Annotated in this window: 18 protein-coding genes; all 18 read left to right on the top strand. The window is 61.9% G+C overall.

Features of this window, described 5'->3' with window-relative positions; all coding sequences use genetic code 11:
• Positions 1 to 13 precede the first annotated feature (13 nt).
• Positions 14 to 304: a DUF167 family protein gene (locus tag O9K64_RS07175; RefSeq protein WP_275097397.1), complete on the top strand. Its 291-nt coding sequence runs from the start codon at positions 14 to 16 to the stop codon at positions 302 to 304.
• Positions 305 to 411: 107 nt separating this feature from the next.
• The gene (locus O9K64_RS07170; RefSeq protein ID WP_275097396.1) at positions 412 to 2,394 is read left to right on the top strand and encodes a dynamin family protein; all 1,983 of its coding nucleotides are present in this window, start codon (positions 412 to 414) and stop codon (positions 2,392 to 2,394) included.
• Positions 2,395 to 2,556: 162 nt separating this feature from the next.
• Positions 2,557 to 3,003, top strand: coding sequence for a DUF4426 domain-containing protein (locus O9K64_RS07165; protein ID WP_275097395.1), 447 nt, complete (start codon positions 2,557 to 2,559; stop codon positions 3,001 to 3,003).
• Between the two features lies 1 nt (position 3,004).
• Positions 3,005 to 3,190 (top strand): hypothetical protein, encoded by a 186-nt coding sequence (locus O9K64_RS07160; RefSeq protein ID WP_275097394.1) that lies wholly within the window; start codon positions 3,005 to 3,007, stop codon positions 3,188 to 3,190.
• Between the two features lie 387 nt (positions 3,191 to 3,577).
• The gene (locus O9K64_RS07155; RefSeq protein ID WP_275097392.1) at positions 3,578 to 4,648 is read left to right on the top strand and encodes a calcium/sodium antiporter; all 1,071 of its coding nucleotides are present in this window, start codon (positions 3,578 to 3,580) and stop codon (positions 4,646 to 4,648) included.
• A complete protein-coding gene (locus O9K64_RS07150; RefSeq protein WP_275097391.1) occupies positions 4,611 to 5,609 on the top strand; it encodes a KpsF/GutQ family sugar-phosphate isomerase in 999 nt (332 codons plus the stop codon). Before O9K64_RS07155 ends, O9K64_RS07150 begins: the two co-directional genes overlap by 38 nt.
• A gap of 49 nt (positions 5,610 to 5,658) precedes the next feature.
• Complete coding sequence (gene kdsC / locus O9K64_RS07145) at positions 5,659 to 6,183, top strand: 3-deoxy-manno-octulosonate-8-phosphatase KdsC (RefSeq protein ID WP_275097390.1); 525 nt, start codon at positions 5,659 to 5,661, stop codon at positions 6,181 to 6,183.
• A 54-nt stretch (positions 6,184 to 6,237) separates the two neighbouring features.
• Positions 6,238 to 6,807 (top strand): LPS export ABC transporter periplasmic protein LptC, encoded by a 570-nt coding sequence (gene lptC / locus O9K64_RS07140; protein ID WP_275097389.1) that lies wholly within the window; start codon positions 6,238 to 6,240, stop codon positions 6,805 to 6,807.
• Complete coding sequence (lptA, locus tag O9K64_RS07135; RefSeq protein WP_275097387.1) at positions 6,791 to 7,468, top strand: lipopolysaccharide transport periplasmic protein LptA; 678 nt, start codon at positions 6,791 to 6,793, stop codon at positions 7,466 to 7,468. Before lptC ends, lptA begins: the two co-directional genes overlap by 17 nt.
• 6 nt (positions 7,469 to 7,474) lie before the next feature.
• Complete coding sequence (gene lptB / locus O9K64_RS07130) at positions 7,475 to 8,200, top strand: LPS export ABC transporter ATP-binding protein (protein WP_275097386.1); 726 nt, start codon at positions 7,475 to 7,477, stop codon at positions 8,198 to 8,200.
• Positions 8,201 to 8,315: 115 nt separating this feature from the next.
• Positions 8,316 to 9,818 carry an RNA polymerase factor sigma-54 gene (locus O9K64_RS07125; protein WP_275097385.1) on the top strand — a complete coding sequence of 501 codons (1,503 nt, stop codon included), beginning with the start codon at positions 8,316 to 8,318 and terminating at the stop codon, positions 9,816 to 9,818.
• Between the two features lie 24 nt (positions 9,819 to 9,842).
• Complete coding sequence (hpf, locus tag O9K64_RS07120; RefSeq protein WP_260295176.1) at positions 9,843 to 10,178, top strand: ribosome hibernation-promoting factor, HPF/YfiA family; 336 nt, start codon at positions 9,843 to 9,845, stop codon at positions 10,176 to 10,178.
• 15 nt (positions 10,179 to 10,193) lie between these two features.
• Positions 10,194 to 10,670: a PTS sugar transporter subunit IIA gene (locus O9K64_RS07115; RefSeq protein WP_275097384.1), complete on the top strand. Its 477-nt coding sequence runs from the start codon at positions 10,194 to 10,196 to the stop codon at positions 10,668 to 10,670.
• A gap of 344 nt (positions 10,671 to 11,014) precedes the next feature.
• Entirely contained in the window at positions 11,015 to 11,884 is an 870-nt protein-coding gene (gene rapZ, locus O9K64_RS07110; RefSeq protein ID WP_275097383.1) for an RNase adapter RapZ, read from the top strand.
• Positions 11,885 to 12,000: 116 nt separating this feature from the next.
• Entirely contained in the window at positions 12,001 to 12,270 is a 270-nt protein-coding gene (locus O9K64_RS07105; RefSeq protein ID WP_275097382.1) for an HPr family phosphocarrier protein, read from the top strand.
• Positions 12,267 to 13,988, top strand: a complete 1,722-nt coding sequence (gene ptsP / locus O9K64_RS07100; protein WP_275097381.1) for a phosphoenolpyruvate--protein phosphotransferase — start codon at positions 12,267 to 12,269, stop codon at positions 13,986 to 13,988. The genes O9K64_RS07105 and ptsP overlap by 4 nt, the downstream gene beginning before the upstream one ends.
• 133 nt (positions 13,989 to 14,121) lie before the next feature.
• The gene (gene mgtE, locus O9K64_RS07095) at positions 14,122 to 15,480 is read left to right on the top strand and encodes a magnesium transporter (RefSeq protein WP_275097380.1); all 1,359 of its coding nucleotides are present in this window, start codon (positions 14,122 to 14,124) and stop codon (positions 15,478 to 15,480) included.
• Positions 15,481 to 15,601: 121 nt separating this feature from the next.
• Entirely contained in the window at positions 15,602 to 15,883 is a 282-nt protein-coding gene (locus tag O9K64_RS07090) for a pyrimidine/purine nucleoside phosphorylase (RefSeq protein WP_275097379.1), read from the top strand.
• Positions 15,884 to 16,158 lie beyond the last annotated feature (275 nt).

Genomic DNA, 16,158 nt, shown 5'->3' with positions numbered 1-16,158 from the left:
GAACATCGCGTCCGTGAGTGCTGACTGGTACCGCTGGGAGGGGGAGGACCTGCTGCTTTGGCTGCGGGTCCAGCCGCGGGCCGGAAAAGACCAGTTTGTCGGCCCCTATGGCGACCGGTACAAGGTGCGCATCACCGCCCCACCGGTGGAGGGCAAGGCCAACGAACACCTGGTGCGTTTCCTCGCCAAGGCCTTCGGGGTCGGGCGTGACCAGGTCAGCCTGATCAGCGGCGACAGCGGCAAGCACAAGCAATTCCGCATCCAGAGACCACGCAAATTCCCAATCTCCCTCACAAAAGCGTAAGAAAAAGCCGCGGTTTATCTGAAATTTCAATGCAGTAGCCGTGAAACTGCCTATAATTTCTCGAACATCCGGAGTAAGATCGACCAACGTAACAGAAGGAGCATCCTGTGGAGCGATCGCGACTGGAATCACAGCTGAAGGCCTACGAGCAATGGAAGGCGGACATTATCCGTACGGTCAAGCTCTACTACAGCTGGCTCGGCAAGCACCGCCTGGCCACCGACGAGAGTGAAAAACGCATCCGCGAATGTCTCGCAGCGCTCTACAGCGATCGCCTGACCATCGCCTTCGTGGCCGAGTTCTCCCGCGGCAAGACCGAGCTGATCAATGCCATCTTCTTCTCCGACTTCGGCCGCCGCCTGCTCCCCTCCACCGCCGGCCGCACCACCATGTGCCCGACCGAGCTGTTCTACGACCAACAGGCGGGACAAGCCTATGTCAGGCTGCTGCCGATCGAGACCCGGCTGCAGGACACCAGCATCCGCGACCTGAAGCGGAAACCGGCCCTCTGGGTGACCTACCCGCTGAACCTGGAGTCGGCGGACCAGGTCGAAGAGTGCCTGCAGGAGGTGATCAAGACCCGCAAGGTGACCCTGGCGGAGGCGCTGCGCCTGGGCATGTACGACCCCCAGCAGCACCCCAACCAGAGCCGGCCACCCGATTTTGTCGAGATACCCAAGTGGCGTCACGCCATGATCAGTTTCCCCCATCCCCTGCTGAAGCAGGGGCTGACCATCCTCGACACCCCGGGCCTGAACGCCCTCGGCAGCGAGCCCGAGCTGACCCTGAAAATGCTTCCCTCGGCCCAGGCGGTGCTGTTCGTACTGGCCGCTGATGCCGGGGTCACCCGCAGCGACCTGGAGATGTGGCAGAACCATATCAAGGGCTTTCAGCGCAGCCGCCGGCGCGGCCTGATCGTGGTATTGAACAAGATCGATACGCTCTGGGATGAACTGCAGGACGAGACAAGTATCAACGACGCCATCAACCGCCAGTGCAACCACACCGCCCAGATCCTGGGGGTCGGCCGCCAGGCGATATTTCCGGTGTCGGCCCACAAGGGTCTGCTGGGCAAGATCAAGGGCGACCACCAGCTGATGGAGCAGAGCCGCCTGCTGCAGCTGGAGCACTATCTCTCCAACGACATCCTCGACTCACGCCAGGAGATCATCAAGGATACGGTCACCGCCGAGATCAGCCAGATGGTGGAGAACACCCGGGGTATCGTCGCCACCAAGCTGAACGGCATCCAGACGCAACTGGATGAACTGCGCCAGCTCAGCGGCAAGAGCCAGGACATGATCGAGCACATGATGACCAAGACCCGCTCCGAACAAGCGGATTACATGCGCAACGTCAGCAGCTTCCAGGCCAGCCGCAAGATCCTGAAAGAGCAGGCCAACACCCTGCGGGAGGCCCTGGACCTGAAGAAGCTGGAGCGTTCCATCACCACCACCCACAACGCCATGACCGATAACTGGACCACCCTCGGCCTGAAGTCGAGCATGCGCTCCCTGTTTGATGACATGCGCGGCAATATGCAGCTGGTGGTGGAGCAGAGCGAACAGGCACGCAAGCTGATCCGCAGTATCTACCGGCGCTTTCAGAATGAACACGGCTTCTCGGTGGTGCAGCCTAAGATGTTCTCGATCATGCGTTACCGGGTGGAACTGGAGATGCTCTACCAGGAGGCGGAGATCTTCCGCAAGAGCCCGGTCACCGCCATGACCGAAAAGCACTTTGTGGTGAAGCGCTTCTTTGTCGCCATGGTAAGCCGGGCCCGGGATATCTTCTTTCAGGCCCGACAGGAGGTGGACTCCTGGCTCAGCACCGCGCTGGAACCCCTCACTTTCCAGATCCGCGACCATAAGGAGCAGATGGAACGCCGGCTGCTGGACCTGCAGAAGATCAGCCGCTCACGGGATACCCTGGAGTCACGGCTGAGCGAACTGGAGCAGCAGCACAACGCGGTGGCCAAGCAGCTGACCATCTTGCGCAATATCCACCACACCCTGAATGCCAGCTACCCCCTGGCGGAAGAGGCCCGGCCGAAACCCAAACTGGTGGCGGCGAGAAGAACCGCCAGTTGAGCCGGACAGCGCCCGGCCTTGGGGAACAACCGCGGATGGACAGGGATAAGTGTGGGATGCGACCGCGGCGAGCTGTGATTCAATCAATTTAAGGCTATTCTTAAGGCAAGAACACGTCATCCGTCAGACCGATACCGGTTGATCCAGAAGAGAGGCAGTACCATGCAAGTCCGGATTTCCACCATCAGCACTATCCTGTTCCTGTTGTTGACCAGCCCACTGGCGGTCGCCGAGAACAGCACCCGATTCAACGGTTACACCATCCACCACAACGCCATACCGACCGCGATACTGAGCCCCGAAGTCGCCCGCGGTTACCAGATTGTGCGCAGTAAATACCGGGGACTGTTGAATGTCAGCGTGATCAAGGATGTCCCGGGGACCACCGGCCAGCCGGTCACGGCCAAGGTGACGGCCTATGCCCTGAACCTGATCGGCAGACGCCAAGGGATCGAGCTGCGGGAGATTCGCGAGAGCGGCGCCATCTACTATATCGGCGACTTCCCGATTGTCGACCGGGAGTCCCTGAAGTTCATCCTTGAAGTGACGCCGGAAGACACCAATCGCCAGATCGAAGCGACCCTGACCCAGGATTTCTATATCGACTGAAATGGGCCGCATACTCCCGTTCAGAAAGCCCAGCGCCGGTGAACGCCACAAGGGCAACACGCTGTGCCGGCACGGCCACCACAAGTGGGTGCTCGATCAATCCCAGGTATTCGATGTCAAGCAGGGGCGGCTGGTCAACCGCTACCGCTGCAGCCGCTGCGGCGCCACCCGTAACCGGGCCGAATAACGACTCGCCGGGTGGCGCCCCCACCATGTCGACGACCCGCAGCTCTAAACATGGCTTTCACATAGCTGTTTAATTATCCCAAACTGGTTAAAAAGGTTCATTACTCTCGCCAAGACGCCAAGACGCCAAGCAAAACCGATTTCTGCCTTTAAACTTTGCGCTCTTGGCGTCTTGGCGAGAGTTCATTTGCCATCTGTCCGCCAGAGACGCGTGTTCCATGGACAGGTCAAACCTGACGAGTCCCCCGACTGAGTCGGGATTACCCCAGGAATTTAGAATTGCTGGCCGATGGCAACAAACTTGGACAATTCCCGCCAGGTCTGAAACAATGCCTGCGCCGTAAAAGACGGCGGAATATTAACCGACTCATCCCCCTTCATTCTCTCTATGCTGCTAGATATTATCGCCATCGTTGCCGGGGTTTCTCTTCTGGTGTGGGGTGCCGACCGTTTTGTCATCGGCGCCTCCGGCATCGCCAGCAATCTGGGGCTGCCGCCGATGATTATCGGACTGACCATTGTCGGTTTCGGCACCTCGGCACCCGAGATACTGGTCTCAGGCATGGCGGCGTATCAGGGAAACAGCGGACTGGCCATCGGCAACGCCCTGGGTTCGAACATCGCCAATATCGGCCTGATCCTCGGCGTCACCGCGCTGATTGCGCCGCTGAACGTGCGCTCGGAGACCCTGCGCCGCGAATACCCGATCCTGTTGGCGGTCTGTCTCGGCACCCTGCTGCTGATGCTGGACGGCAACCTGGGCAGAATCGACGGCCTGGTACTGCTGGCAGGGTTGGTGGCGATGCTGTTCGCCATGGTGCGCATCGGCATGCGCAGTCTGGTCGGCGACCCGATCACCGCGGAAATTATCGACGAGCTGCCCGGGGAGATGACCACCGGCAAGGCGGTGTTCAATTTCTGCCTGGGGCTGGCCCTGTTGCTGTTCAGCTCCCGGATCCTGGTCTGGGGCGCCGTCAACATCGCCACCACCTTCGGAGTCAGCGACCTGATCATCGGCCTGACCATCGTGGCGTTGGGCACCAGCCTGCCGGAACTGGCCGCCAGTATCGCCAGCGCGGTGAAGAATGAGCACGATATCGCCATCGGCAATATCATCGGCTCCAATATGTACAACCTGCTGGCGGTGCTGGCGGTGCCGGGGCTGATGGCCCCCGGGCCGTTCGACCCGCTGGTGCTGAGCCGGGATATGACCATGATGATCGGCCTGACCCTGGCCCTGTTCGTCATCAGCTACGGCTTCGGCGGCGCCGGGCGAATCAACCGTTTCGAAGGATTGCTCCTGGTGCTGGCCTTTCTCGCCTATCAGGGAGTACTCTTTATGCACACAGATGATGCCCCGGTCTCCGCACCCGCGGCATACCAACCCACGGCATACCAACAGATGCAGAACAACACCTCACATGAACAAGAACTGCAAACCCTCGCCCGAAGAGGCTGAAAAACTCCAGGCCCTGGGTCTGGCCGTCATTCATAACGAGGCCGCCGCGATCCAGGCGCTGTCCGACCGGATCAATGGCGATTTTGCCCATGCCTGCGGCTTCATGCTGAACTGTGACGGCCGCATCATCGTCACCGGGATGGGTAAATCGGGCCACATCGGCAGTAAAATCGCCGCTACCCTGGCCAGTACCGGCAGCCCGGCCTTCTTCGTACACCCCGGCGAGGCCAGCCACGGCGACCTGGGGATGATCACCGCCAAGGACGTGGTGCTGGCGCTCTCCAACTCGGGAGAGACCGCCGAACTGCTCACCATCCTGCCGCTGATCAAGCGCCTGGGTGTGCCGCTGATAGCCCTGACCGGGAATCCCACCTCCAACCTGGCGCGCCAGGCCGATGTGCATCTCGACGTCAGCGTCAAGCAGGAGGCCTGTCCGCTCAATCTGGCGCCCACCTCCAGTACCACCGCCACCCTGGCCATGGGGGATGCCCTGGCCATCGCACTGCTGGAGGCGCGGGGTTTCACCGAGCAGGACTTTGCCCGCTCCCACCCCGGCGGCAGCCTGGGTCGTCGGCTGCTGCTGCTGGTCGGTGACGTGATGGTGACCGGTGAACAAATTCCCCGGGTATCCGAGCAGGCGAGCCTGAAAGACGCTCTGCTGGAGATGACCGATAAGGGGCTGGGGATGACGGCGGTGATCGATGATCAGGGCCGTCTCAAGGGGATCTACACCGATGGTGACCTGCGCCGCACCCTCGACCGGCCGGTCGATATACGCAACTGCCTGGTAGCGGAGGTGATGACCCACGGCAGCACTACGGCCACCGCCGACATGCTGGCGGCCGAGGTGCTGAAGATCATGCAGGAGAAGAAGATCAACTCCCTGTTTGTGGTGGACGAGCGGCAGGTGCCGATCGGCGCCCTGAATATGCACACCCTGCTGCTGGCCGGCATTGTCTGAGCCGCGCGTACCTACCTAACCCACTCATGCAGTTTGAAGGATGGATACGATGCAGGAGACCTTGAACCGGGCGAAGCAGATCCGCCTGATCATCTTTGACGTGGACGGCGTGCTGACCGACAGCCGCCTCTACCTGGGGGATGACGGACAGGAGTACAAGGCGTTCAACTCCAAGGACGGGCTCGGCATGAAACTGCTGCAGAAGAGCGGCGTCGAGATCGGCATCATCACCGGACGCACCTCCAACGTGGTCACCATCCGCATGGAGAGCCTGGGTATCCGCCACGTTTACCAGGGCCAACGCCACAAGGTCCCGGCCTTCGAGGAGCTGCGGGACAAACTGGACCTCCGCAACGAGCAGATCGCCTTTGTCGGAGACGACGTGGTGGACCTGCCCGTCATGCGCCAGGTGGGCCTGGCGATCACCGTGCAGGATGCCCACCCCCTGGTCAGGGCCCATGCCCACTGGCAGAGCCGCGCCGGCGGTGGCCGCGGCGCGGCACGCGAGATCTGCGAGCTGCTGATGGAGGCCCAAGGCACCCTGGGGCAGGCCTATGAGAAATATCTCCGCTAATGCGCCGGCCCCCGACCGCCCCCCGCCGGGCTTGCGCATGGAAGACCCAACCGCATGATTGAACAGAGAAATCTGGTGATCGGCGCGCTCCTGCTGCTGCTCGTTGCCGGCACCCTCTGGCTGGCCCGGCAGAGCGCGCAGGAAGCGCCGCCGCACCGCGTCCGGGAACACCGTGTCGATTACTACCTGGAGGGGGTCGACTCCACCCTGATGGAGCTCTCGGGGAGGCCCGGGAAACGCCTGGTTGCGGAACGCATGACCCATTTCATGGACGATGACAGTACCGAGCTGAAATTGCCACGCCTCACCCTGTACGATCTGGACCGCCCACCCTGGCGGGTCAATTCGGAAACCGGCTGGCTCTCCGGGGATGGGGAGGTGCTTCTTTTGCAGGGTGCGGTTAAAATCGACCGTTCCGCGGCGCCTGGAGTACGACCCATGCATATTCGCACCCGTGACCTGAGGGTACAGCCACGGGACAATTACGTTGAGACCGATGCTGACGTGCACGCGCGCAGCAACCAGGACCGCATCGACGCCAAAGGCATGCAGATCTGGCTCCAGCAGCCGATCCGCATCAAACTACTTGCCAATGTACGAGGACGCTATGAAGTCAACCCTTAAGGGCCCGCGCAAGAATAATTCCGTAGTACCGAGGGCGTTCCTGGGCCACGCTGGCAAGGCACGCTTTGCAGGCAATGGCTGTTCCCTTGCCAAAAAGCGTAACGCCACCAGCGGGGTCCAGGGGCGACCGAATACAGGAACTTATTCTTGTGCGGGTCCTAAGGACCCGCACGCCCGCTGCCGCTGGCTGGCCATCGCCCTGCTGCTGATCCTGCCGGGAGTCGCCGCTGCCCTGCAGTCGGACAAGGACCAGCCCATTTATATAGAGGCGGATGCCGTGGATATTGATGACCGCAGCGGCATCAGCACCTACAAGGGCAATGTCGAGCTGACCCAGGGAAGCATCCTCATCACGGCCGACCAGGTGACCGTCACCCAGCGCCCGGACAAGAACGACCAGATCGAGGCGATCGGCAATCCGGCCACCTTCCGCCAGGAGACCGAGGGCGACAAGGGTACCATCAAGGGTCGCGCCAGGAAGGCGGAATACTCCGCCAACAGCGAAATCATCAACATGACCGGAGACGCCGTCCTCACCCAGGGCCAGGATACCTTCAAGAGCGACCGAATCATCTATGATCGCGCCCGGGCCGTGGTCAAGGCCGGTGCCAGCGCCCAGGGCAAAGAGCGCGTCCGGGTCACCATCGGCGGAAAAAAGTAACCACCCATGACCGTCCTGTCTGCCGACAAGCTGGCGAAACATTATCGCCGCCGGGCCGTGGTGAACGGCGTCTCCCTGCATGTCTCCAGTGGTGAAGTGGTGGGGCTGCTGGGTCCCAATGGCGCCGGCAAAACCACCTGTTTCTACATGATCGCCGGACTGGTCCCCTCGGAAGGCGGGACCATCCGGATCGATGGGCACGACATCACGGCCCTGCCGATGCATGCCCGGGCGCGACTCGGGCTGGGCTATCTGGCCCAGGAGCCCTCGATCTTCCGCAAATTGACCGTATTCAACAATATCTTCGCCATTCTGGAGACCCGCAAGGATCTGAAACGGCCCGAACAGCTCGAGGCGTGCGAGGCGCTGCTGGTGGATTTCCACCTTACCCACCTGCGCAACAACCAGGCGATGAGCCTCTCCGGGGGCGAGCGCCGGCGCCTGGAGATCGCCCGCTCGCTGGCCATGGAGCCCCGTTTCATCCTGCTTGACGAGCCGTTCGCCGGTATCGACCCGATCTCGGTCAAGGACATCCAGAATATTATCCGTACACTCGCTTCCCGTGGCATCGGCGTACTGATCACCGATCACAACGTCCGGGAGACCCTGGGAATCTGTCAGCGCGCCTACATCATCAGTGAGGGTCAGGTGTTGGCGGAGGGGGAACCGGAACACATTCTGGCCCACGACGAGGTGCGCTCGGTCTATCTGGGAAAAGAGTTCAGTTTGTAGCGCATCCGTTGATACACGGCAATAAACCATTTTACCCTTGTGCGCCTGGCCATTTTTTACGCTAAAATGAAATCGTGAAAATCATACAAATTACGTACCAGATCCAGATACCCGCATGAAGCAAACGCTCCAGCTTCGCCTTGGCCAACACCTCACCATGACGCCGCAGCTGCAGCAGGCCATCCGCTTGCTGCAACTGTCGACCCTGGATCTCAAGCAGGAGATCCAGGAAGCGCTCGACTCCAACCTGATGCTGGAGACCGAAGAGGATAACAGTGCCCGCGAAGAGGCCGGCCCGAATGAGCGGCAATCGACCCTGGAACGGCTCAATGGCGAGGGCCTGAAAGGGGAAAAAACCACCAGCAACGACCTCAACAACGAAAAAGAGATCAACGGCGAGGCCAACGCCATGCCGGAAGAGCTGCCGGTGGACAGCGGCTGGGACGATGTCTATGACAGCACACTCCCCCCCTCATCCGGCCTGGCATCCCGGGAATCGGGTGACGGCGACTACCTGGCGCAGCGCCGCAGCGCCCGCACCCTCTACGACTACCTCACCTGGCAGCTCAACCTGACCCCGTTCAGCGACCTGGATCGCGGCATCGCGGTGGCCATCATCGACGGCATCGATGAGGATGGCTACCTGCGGATGGATCTGAACGAGATTCTTGACGGCATGGCCGACGAAGCGGTCGAGCAGGACGAGATCGAGGCGGTGCTGCACCGCATTCAGCAGTTCGATCCGCCCGGCGTGGGCGCCCGCGACCTGCGGGAGTGCCTGCTGATCCAGCTGCGCCAGCTGCCGGAGCCCCATCCGGCGGCGGCCCTGACCACCCGCCTGATCAGCGATCACTTCGACCTGCTGGCCCAGCAGGACCACAATCAGATCAAACGCAAGCTGAAGATCGATGACGACACCCTGAAATCGATCAACCAGCTGATCCGCTCACTGATTCCCCGCCCCGGCAGCCTGGTGGCCGAGACCGAACCCCAGTATGTCATCCCGGATGTGTTCGTGACCCGGCGTGACGGCACCTGGCATGTGGACCTGAATGCCGAGGCCGCCCCCAAACTCAGGGTCAACCCGGAATATTCGCGGCTGATCCGCCGTGCCGACAACAGCGACGACAATAACTATCTGAAGAACCACCTGCAGGAGGCGCGCTGGTTCATCAAAAGCCTGATGAGCCGCAACGAGACCCTGTTGCGGGTGGCGACCAAGATAGTCGAGCTGCAGCGGGGCTACTTCGAACACGGTGCGGAGGCGATGAAGCCGCTGGTGCTGCGGGATATCGCCGAGGCCCTGGAACTGCACGAATCCACCATTTCACGGGTCACCACGCAAAAATACATGCATACCCCCCGGGGTACACTGGAATTCAAGTATTTCTTCTCCAGCCATGTCAGCACGGCTGGGGGCGGAGAGTGTTCCGCCACCGCGATACGCGCACTGATCAAGAAACTGGTCGCTGCGGAGAAGCCGAACAAGCCGCTCAGCGACAACAAACTCGCGAGCATACTCGCGGATCAGGGTATCCAGGTCGCGCGGCGGACAGTAGCAAAATACCGCGAGTCCATGGCGATTCCGCCATCAAACGAGCGCAAGCGCCTCGTCTAGAGGCCTGTAACCAAGGAGCAAACCATGCAAATCAGCATCACCGGTCACCATGTGGACATCACCGAAGCCATGAACAACTATGTCTCGACAAAATTCGAGCGTCTGGAGCGGCACTTCGATCATGTCACCAAGATCCACGTCATTCTGAGCGTTGAGAAGCTGCGCCAGAAGGCCGAAGCCACCCTCCATGTGAATGGCGCCGATGTCTTTGCCGACTGTGTAGAAGAGGATATGTATGCCGCCATCGACGGACTCGTCGACAAGGTGGACCGCCAGGTCAAAAAGCTCAAAGAGAAGAGCACCAACCATCGCAACGGTGTGGGCATGAAGGGTATCGACCCGGCCAACGCCGAAATCTGAATAACAGGCAAAACCATGTTTCCCGCAAACTTTATCAGTGCCGAACGCATCAGTGCCGCGAATCCCGCGGGCAGTAAAAAGCGTATTCTTGAAGAGCTGGCCGGACTGCTGGCAACCGCATCGGAGGAGCTCAACCAAGGCACCGTGTTCGACAAACTACTCGAGCGGGAACGATTGGGCAGCACCGGGCTGGGGCATGGTATCGCCCTGCCTCATGCCCGTGTTGCCGGCGTCACCCAGGCCCGTGGCGCCTTTCTCCAACTCCAGTCCGGGGCCGATTTCGACGCCATGGACGGGCAGCCGGTCGACCTGGTGTTCGGCCTGCTGGTTCCGGAGGCGGCCACCGAAGAGCATCTGCAGCTGCTGGCGAAACTGGCCACCCTGTTCAGTGACGAAGCCTTCTGCCAGCGGCTGCGCAAGGCCGGGGACAGCGCGGCACTGCTGCGGGAGTTCATACAGCAGGAGCCGCTACCGATCAGCGCCAACGGCTGATCGGCTGAGGTATTGCATGAGGGACAGTGCTTTTGTAGGAGTGGCTTTGCCGCGAAAACCTTCGCGCCAGAGGTGCTCCTATCAGATCCACACCCCCGCGTATGGAAACAACCACCTGTAGGAGCGGCGCCCCGCCGCGATATCGGCCCGGGGGCGGGCCTCCTACAGGGGGTATCCCGATCCGCTGGGTGGGGCCTGTAGGAGTGGCTTGACCGCGACAAGCCTTCGCGCCAGAGGCGCTCCTACAAAACCACGGCATTGTTCGCGGCGGAGCCGTTCCTAAGGGTCATTCACCAAAATACATCAACACCAACCAATAATTTGGACAGAGCCAACGGAAACCCATGAAGCTGGCCATCATCAGCGGACTCTCCGGATCCGGCAAGAGCGTTGCACTCCATACCCTGGAAGACGAGGGTTACTACTGCGTCGATAATCTGCCCGTCTTCCTGCTCCCCGCCTTCGCCAGCGAACTGGTCAGCCGACGGGACAAACGCTTCGAGCTGGTCGCCATCAGTATCGATGCGCGCAACGCACCGGATGAGTTCGAAAGCATCGCCAGACTGCTACAGCCGCTGAAGACACGGAACATCCGCTATGAGGTGATCTTTCTCGAGGCCCAGGACGAGACCCTGATCAAACGCTTCAGCGAGACCCGAAGGCGTCACCCCCTGACCGGTGGCGCCCGCCCGCTGGCCGAGGCGATCAGCTATGAGCGGGAGCTGATGGCACCGTTTCTGCGCGTCGCCGACCTGCGCATCGATACCAGCCAGACGACGTTGCACGAACTGCGTCACCTCATCCGCTCGCGGATCACCGAGCGGCTGGGCACCAAGATATCCCTGCTGTTACAGTCCTTCGGCTTCAAGCAGGGGGTGCCGCGGGACGCCGACTTTGTCTATGACGCACGCTGCCTGCCCAACCCGCACTGGCAGCCGGCACTGCGCCAGCTCACGGGAAAGGATGCTCCGGTTCAGGCTTACCTGGAGGAGAACGGCGATGTGCAGCGCTACAAAGAGGACCTGATCCGCTTCCTGGAGCAGTGGATCCCCTGCTTCGAGGCCGAGGGGCGCAGCTACCTGACCATCGCCATCGGCTGCACCGGCGGACAGCACCGCTCGGTCTACTTGGTGGAACAGCTGGCCGCCCATTTCCGCTCCTGTGGTCGGCAGATCCAGACCCGCCACCGCGACCTGCCCCGCGAAACCACCTAATGGCCCGCCCGTCCGAAGTTGTTTATCCGTCGGCAGCGCATGCCGGTAACGGATGTTTTATCAAACGTGCGGATTGTGCGATATTGGTTTCCCATGGCAGGGGATGTGCGCTATTTATGGTCAAGAAACAGATTACAATCATCAATCGGCTGGGACTGCACGCCCGCGCGGCGGCCAAGTTCATAACCGAGGCGGGACAGTACAGCTGCACCATTCAGCTGATCCGCGACGCCAGGCCGGCCAATGGAAAGAGTATTATGGAGGTGATGATGCTGGCGGCCAGTCAGGGAACCGAGTTGACACTCATGACCGAGGGCGAGGATGAGATCGAGGCGGCCAATGCCCTTGAGGCGCTGATCATCGACCGCTTTGGAGAACCTGAATGACCTTCGCCGGCAACGGCATCGGCATTACCCGGGGCATCGCCATCGGCGAGGCCCATATCATGCAGCGCGGCCTGCTGGATATCAGCCCGCGCCTGATCGACAAGGCCAGCATCCCGGCCGAGATCAAACGCTTTCGGCTGGCGGTCAACGGCGCCCGGGAGCGTCTGCAGGAGATCCGCCAGCGGATCCCCGGAAACACCCGCTCCGACATCATCGCCTTCATCGACACCCATCTCCTGATGATGAACGACGCGGCCCTGGTTGAGGTACCGATCGAGCTGATCCGCAAACACGCCTATGCCGCCGAATGGGCGCTGCAGCTGCAGCGCCAATCGCTGGTACAGGTGTTTGACACCATGGACGACCCCTACCTGCGGACCCGCAAGGACGACGTGGAGCACGTGGTAAACCAGATCCAGGTGAGCCTGCTGGAGCTGGACGACGACAACGACGAGGATCTCGACGGCAAGGTGATCCTGGCCCTGGATCTCACCCCGGCCGACACCATCGTGATGCGCCACCAGGGTATCGCCGCCTTCATCACCGAATTCGGCGGCCCCATGTCCCATACCGCGATCCTCGCCCGCAGCCTCGGCATTCCGGCGGTGGTCGGTGTGCACGGCATTACCCGGCTGTTGCGCCACGGTGAACTGGTGGTGGTGGATGGGGAGCAGGGGGTGGTGCTTGCGGGGGCCGATCAGACCATCCTCTCCCACTATCAGGAGCGGATCGACGCCGCGTGGGGACGGGATACCCAGCTGCGCAGCCTGATCGGCAAGGTGGCCACCACCCGTGAAGGGGTTCGGGTACAGCTGATGGCCAATATCGAACTGCCCGAGGATATCCAGACCACCCGTGAACTCCAGGCCGATGCGGTGGGCCTCTACCGTACCGAGTTTCTCTATATGAACCGCCAGGAGATGCCGGATGAAGAGGAGCACTACCAGACCTACCGCGAGGTGGTGGAAGGACTCGACGGCATCCCGATCACCATTCGCACCCTGGATCTGGGCGCCGACAAGCAGGTCGACGGCTGCACCGCCTCCAGCTGCAATCCGGCACTCGGGCTGCGCGCCATCCGCCTCTGCCTGAAGGAACCGAAGATGTTCCAGCCCCAATTGCGGGCGATCCTGCGCGCCGCCGTCCACGGACCGGTACGCATCATGATCCCGATGCTCTCCACCCTCCATGAGGTGCGGAAGCTGAAGGTGCTTATTGCCGAAGCCGAGGCGGCCCTGAGCGCCGATGGCGTGGCGTTCGCCAAGGGTATCCCCCTGGGCGGGATGATCGAGGTGCCGGCCGCCGCCCTGGCCGCCGACGCCTTCAGCCGCGAGCTGGATTTCCTCTCCATCGGTACCAACGACCTGATCCAGTACACCCTGGCGATCGACCGCATCGACGACGAGGTGAACTACCTCTACGATCCGCTGCACCCGGCGATCCTGCGGCTGATCCAGATGGTGATCACGGCCGGCCAGCAGGCCGGCATCCCGGTCAGCATGTGCGGGGAGATGGCCGGCGACCCACGCTACATTCCCCTGTTGATCGGCATGGGACTGCGGGAGTTCAGCATGCAGCCCGGGTCGCTGCTGATCGCCAAGGAGCTGCTGCTGCAACTGGATGCGGCAAAACTGGCCAGACAGACCCGCAAGCTGATGAAGCGCCTGGGCGAGCACGACTTCGAGCAACAGCTGCTCAAGATTTGCACCCGCCGATAAACCCCGCGTTGCATAACGCCGAATATCACCCATCACCGGTTATTCGCGTCCGCTGTCTCCCGCTTGTCATCCGCAACTGCTAGAATCGGCCGCGACCCGATCACCCATTACCCGGCGAGGAACCCTATCGGCCATGTCTGAGCAGGCACCCGTACAAACCAGCACCCGCCTGGACCGGCTGCACACGGCCCTGGAGAGCGGCACCCTGCAACAGGCGCGGCGGATGCTCAACGCCCTCCATCCGGGGGAAATAGCCCACCTGCTGGAGTCGCTGCCACTCGCCCAGCGCGATATCGTCTGGGGGCTGGTCAGCGAGGAGAATGACGGTGAGGTGCTGATCCTGGTGGCCGACGAGGTGCGCGCGGACCTCATCAGCCGCATGGACCGGGAGGAGCTGCTGGCCGCCACCGAGGGGCTGGATACCGACGACCTCGCCGATCTGATCCAGGAACTGCCGCAGGCCATTACCCAGGAGATCCTTGACTCCCTCGATCACCAGCGCCGGGAGCGCCTGGAGGCGGTCCTCCCCTATGCGGAAGATACCGCCGGCGGCCTGATGAACCCGGACACCATCACCGTGCGCCCGGAGGTGACCCTGGACGTGGTGATGCGTTATCTGCGCCACCTGAAGGAGAAGATACCCCCACAGACCGATATCCTGATGGTGGTCAACCGGGACGGCAAGTACCTGGGGGTGCTGCCACTCACGGTGCTGGTGACCCATGCCCTGGATGAGACGGTGGCGGAGGTGATGTCGCTGGATGTGCGCGGTATACCCGCCGGCTGGGACGATGGCAAGGTGGCCAACCGCTTCGAGCAGCACGACCTGATCTCCGCCCCGGTAGTGGATGAGGACGGCAGACTGATCGGCCGCATCACCATCGATGACGTGGTTGACGTGATCCGCGAGGAGGGCGAGCACCAGTTCATGGGCCATGCCGGTCTCTCCGAGGACGAGGATATGTTCGCCCCGGTGCTGATCTCCACCCGGCGGCGGGCGCTGTGGCTCGGCATCAACCTGCTCACCGCCCTGCTCGCCTCCTGGGTGATCGGCAATTTCGAGGCCACGATAGAGAAAGTGGTGGCGCTGGCGGTACTGATGCCGATCGTCGCCAGCATGGGCGGCATCGCCGGCAGCCAGACACTGACCCTGACCATACGCGGCATCGCCCTGGGTCAGCTCTCCAGCAAAAACACCCGCTGGCTGATTCTCAAGGAGCTCGCCGTCGGCAGCCTCAACAGCCTGATCTGGGCCGCGGTGGTGGCGGTGATCGCCGGCTTCTGGTTCCAGGATGTGAATATCGGACTGCTGATCGCCACCGCCATGTGCATCAACCTGATCGTGGCATCCCTGGTCGGCACGGTGCTGCCGATGGCGCTGGAGAAGATCGGCATCGATCCGGCCCTGGCCGGCTCGGTGCTGCTCACCACCGTGACCGATATCGTCGGCTTCCTCTCCTTCCTCGGCCTGGCCACCCTGTTCCTGATCTAAGGGCCCGCGCGTGGGCTCATCGATCACCGCCAATATCATCCTGCCCGCTGAATTAATAGTTGACGCCCGGCCTGAACCGGGGCACCTTTAGCGCCCTTTTTCATCCCCGGGAGTCACCCTGATGTTCAAGATCAACCAGTACTTTGACGGTAACGTCGCCTCAATCGCCTTCCAGACCGCCACCCTGCCGGCCACCGTCGGCGTCATGGCCGTGGGCGAGTACGAATTCGGCACCAGCCAGAAGGAGACCATCACCGTGGTCAGCGGTAGCCTGACGGTGAAGCTTCCCGGTGCCGCCGACTGGCAGGATTTCCCTCAGGGGGAGCAGTTCATCGTCGCGGCGGGAGAGAAATTCCAGCTCAAGGTGGCCGAGGAGAGCGCCTACCTCTGCACCTACGAATAACACCGAATGGTGGGGGTTCGCAGGGTGGGCCATTGACGGGTGGATTAGCGGCGCACAGGCACCACACTTCCGGACCACGACCACCCCCCGGGCGCCGCGTAACCCACCGACTCTCCGAGCGCCAACGGTGGGTTACGGCACGCGCTTGTTACGATACAAACGCCCACCCCCAGCGCAGGGCGCGCCTAACCCACCCTACAAACTACACGTCAGGCTATAGGGCGGGCCGCGCCCGCAGGCACGGCGCCCACGGGGCACCCTATGCCAATCGACAT

It is taken from the genome of Sedimenticola hydrogenitrophicus (assembly GCF_029017505.1).
Lineage (GTDB): Bacteria > Pseudomonadota > Gammaproteobacteria > Chromatiales > Chromatiaceae > Sedimenticola > Sedimenticola hydrogenitrophicus_A.
This window is presented reverse-complemented; position numbering and strand designations above follow the sequence as displayed.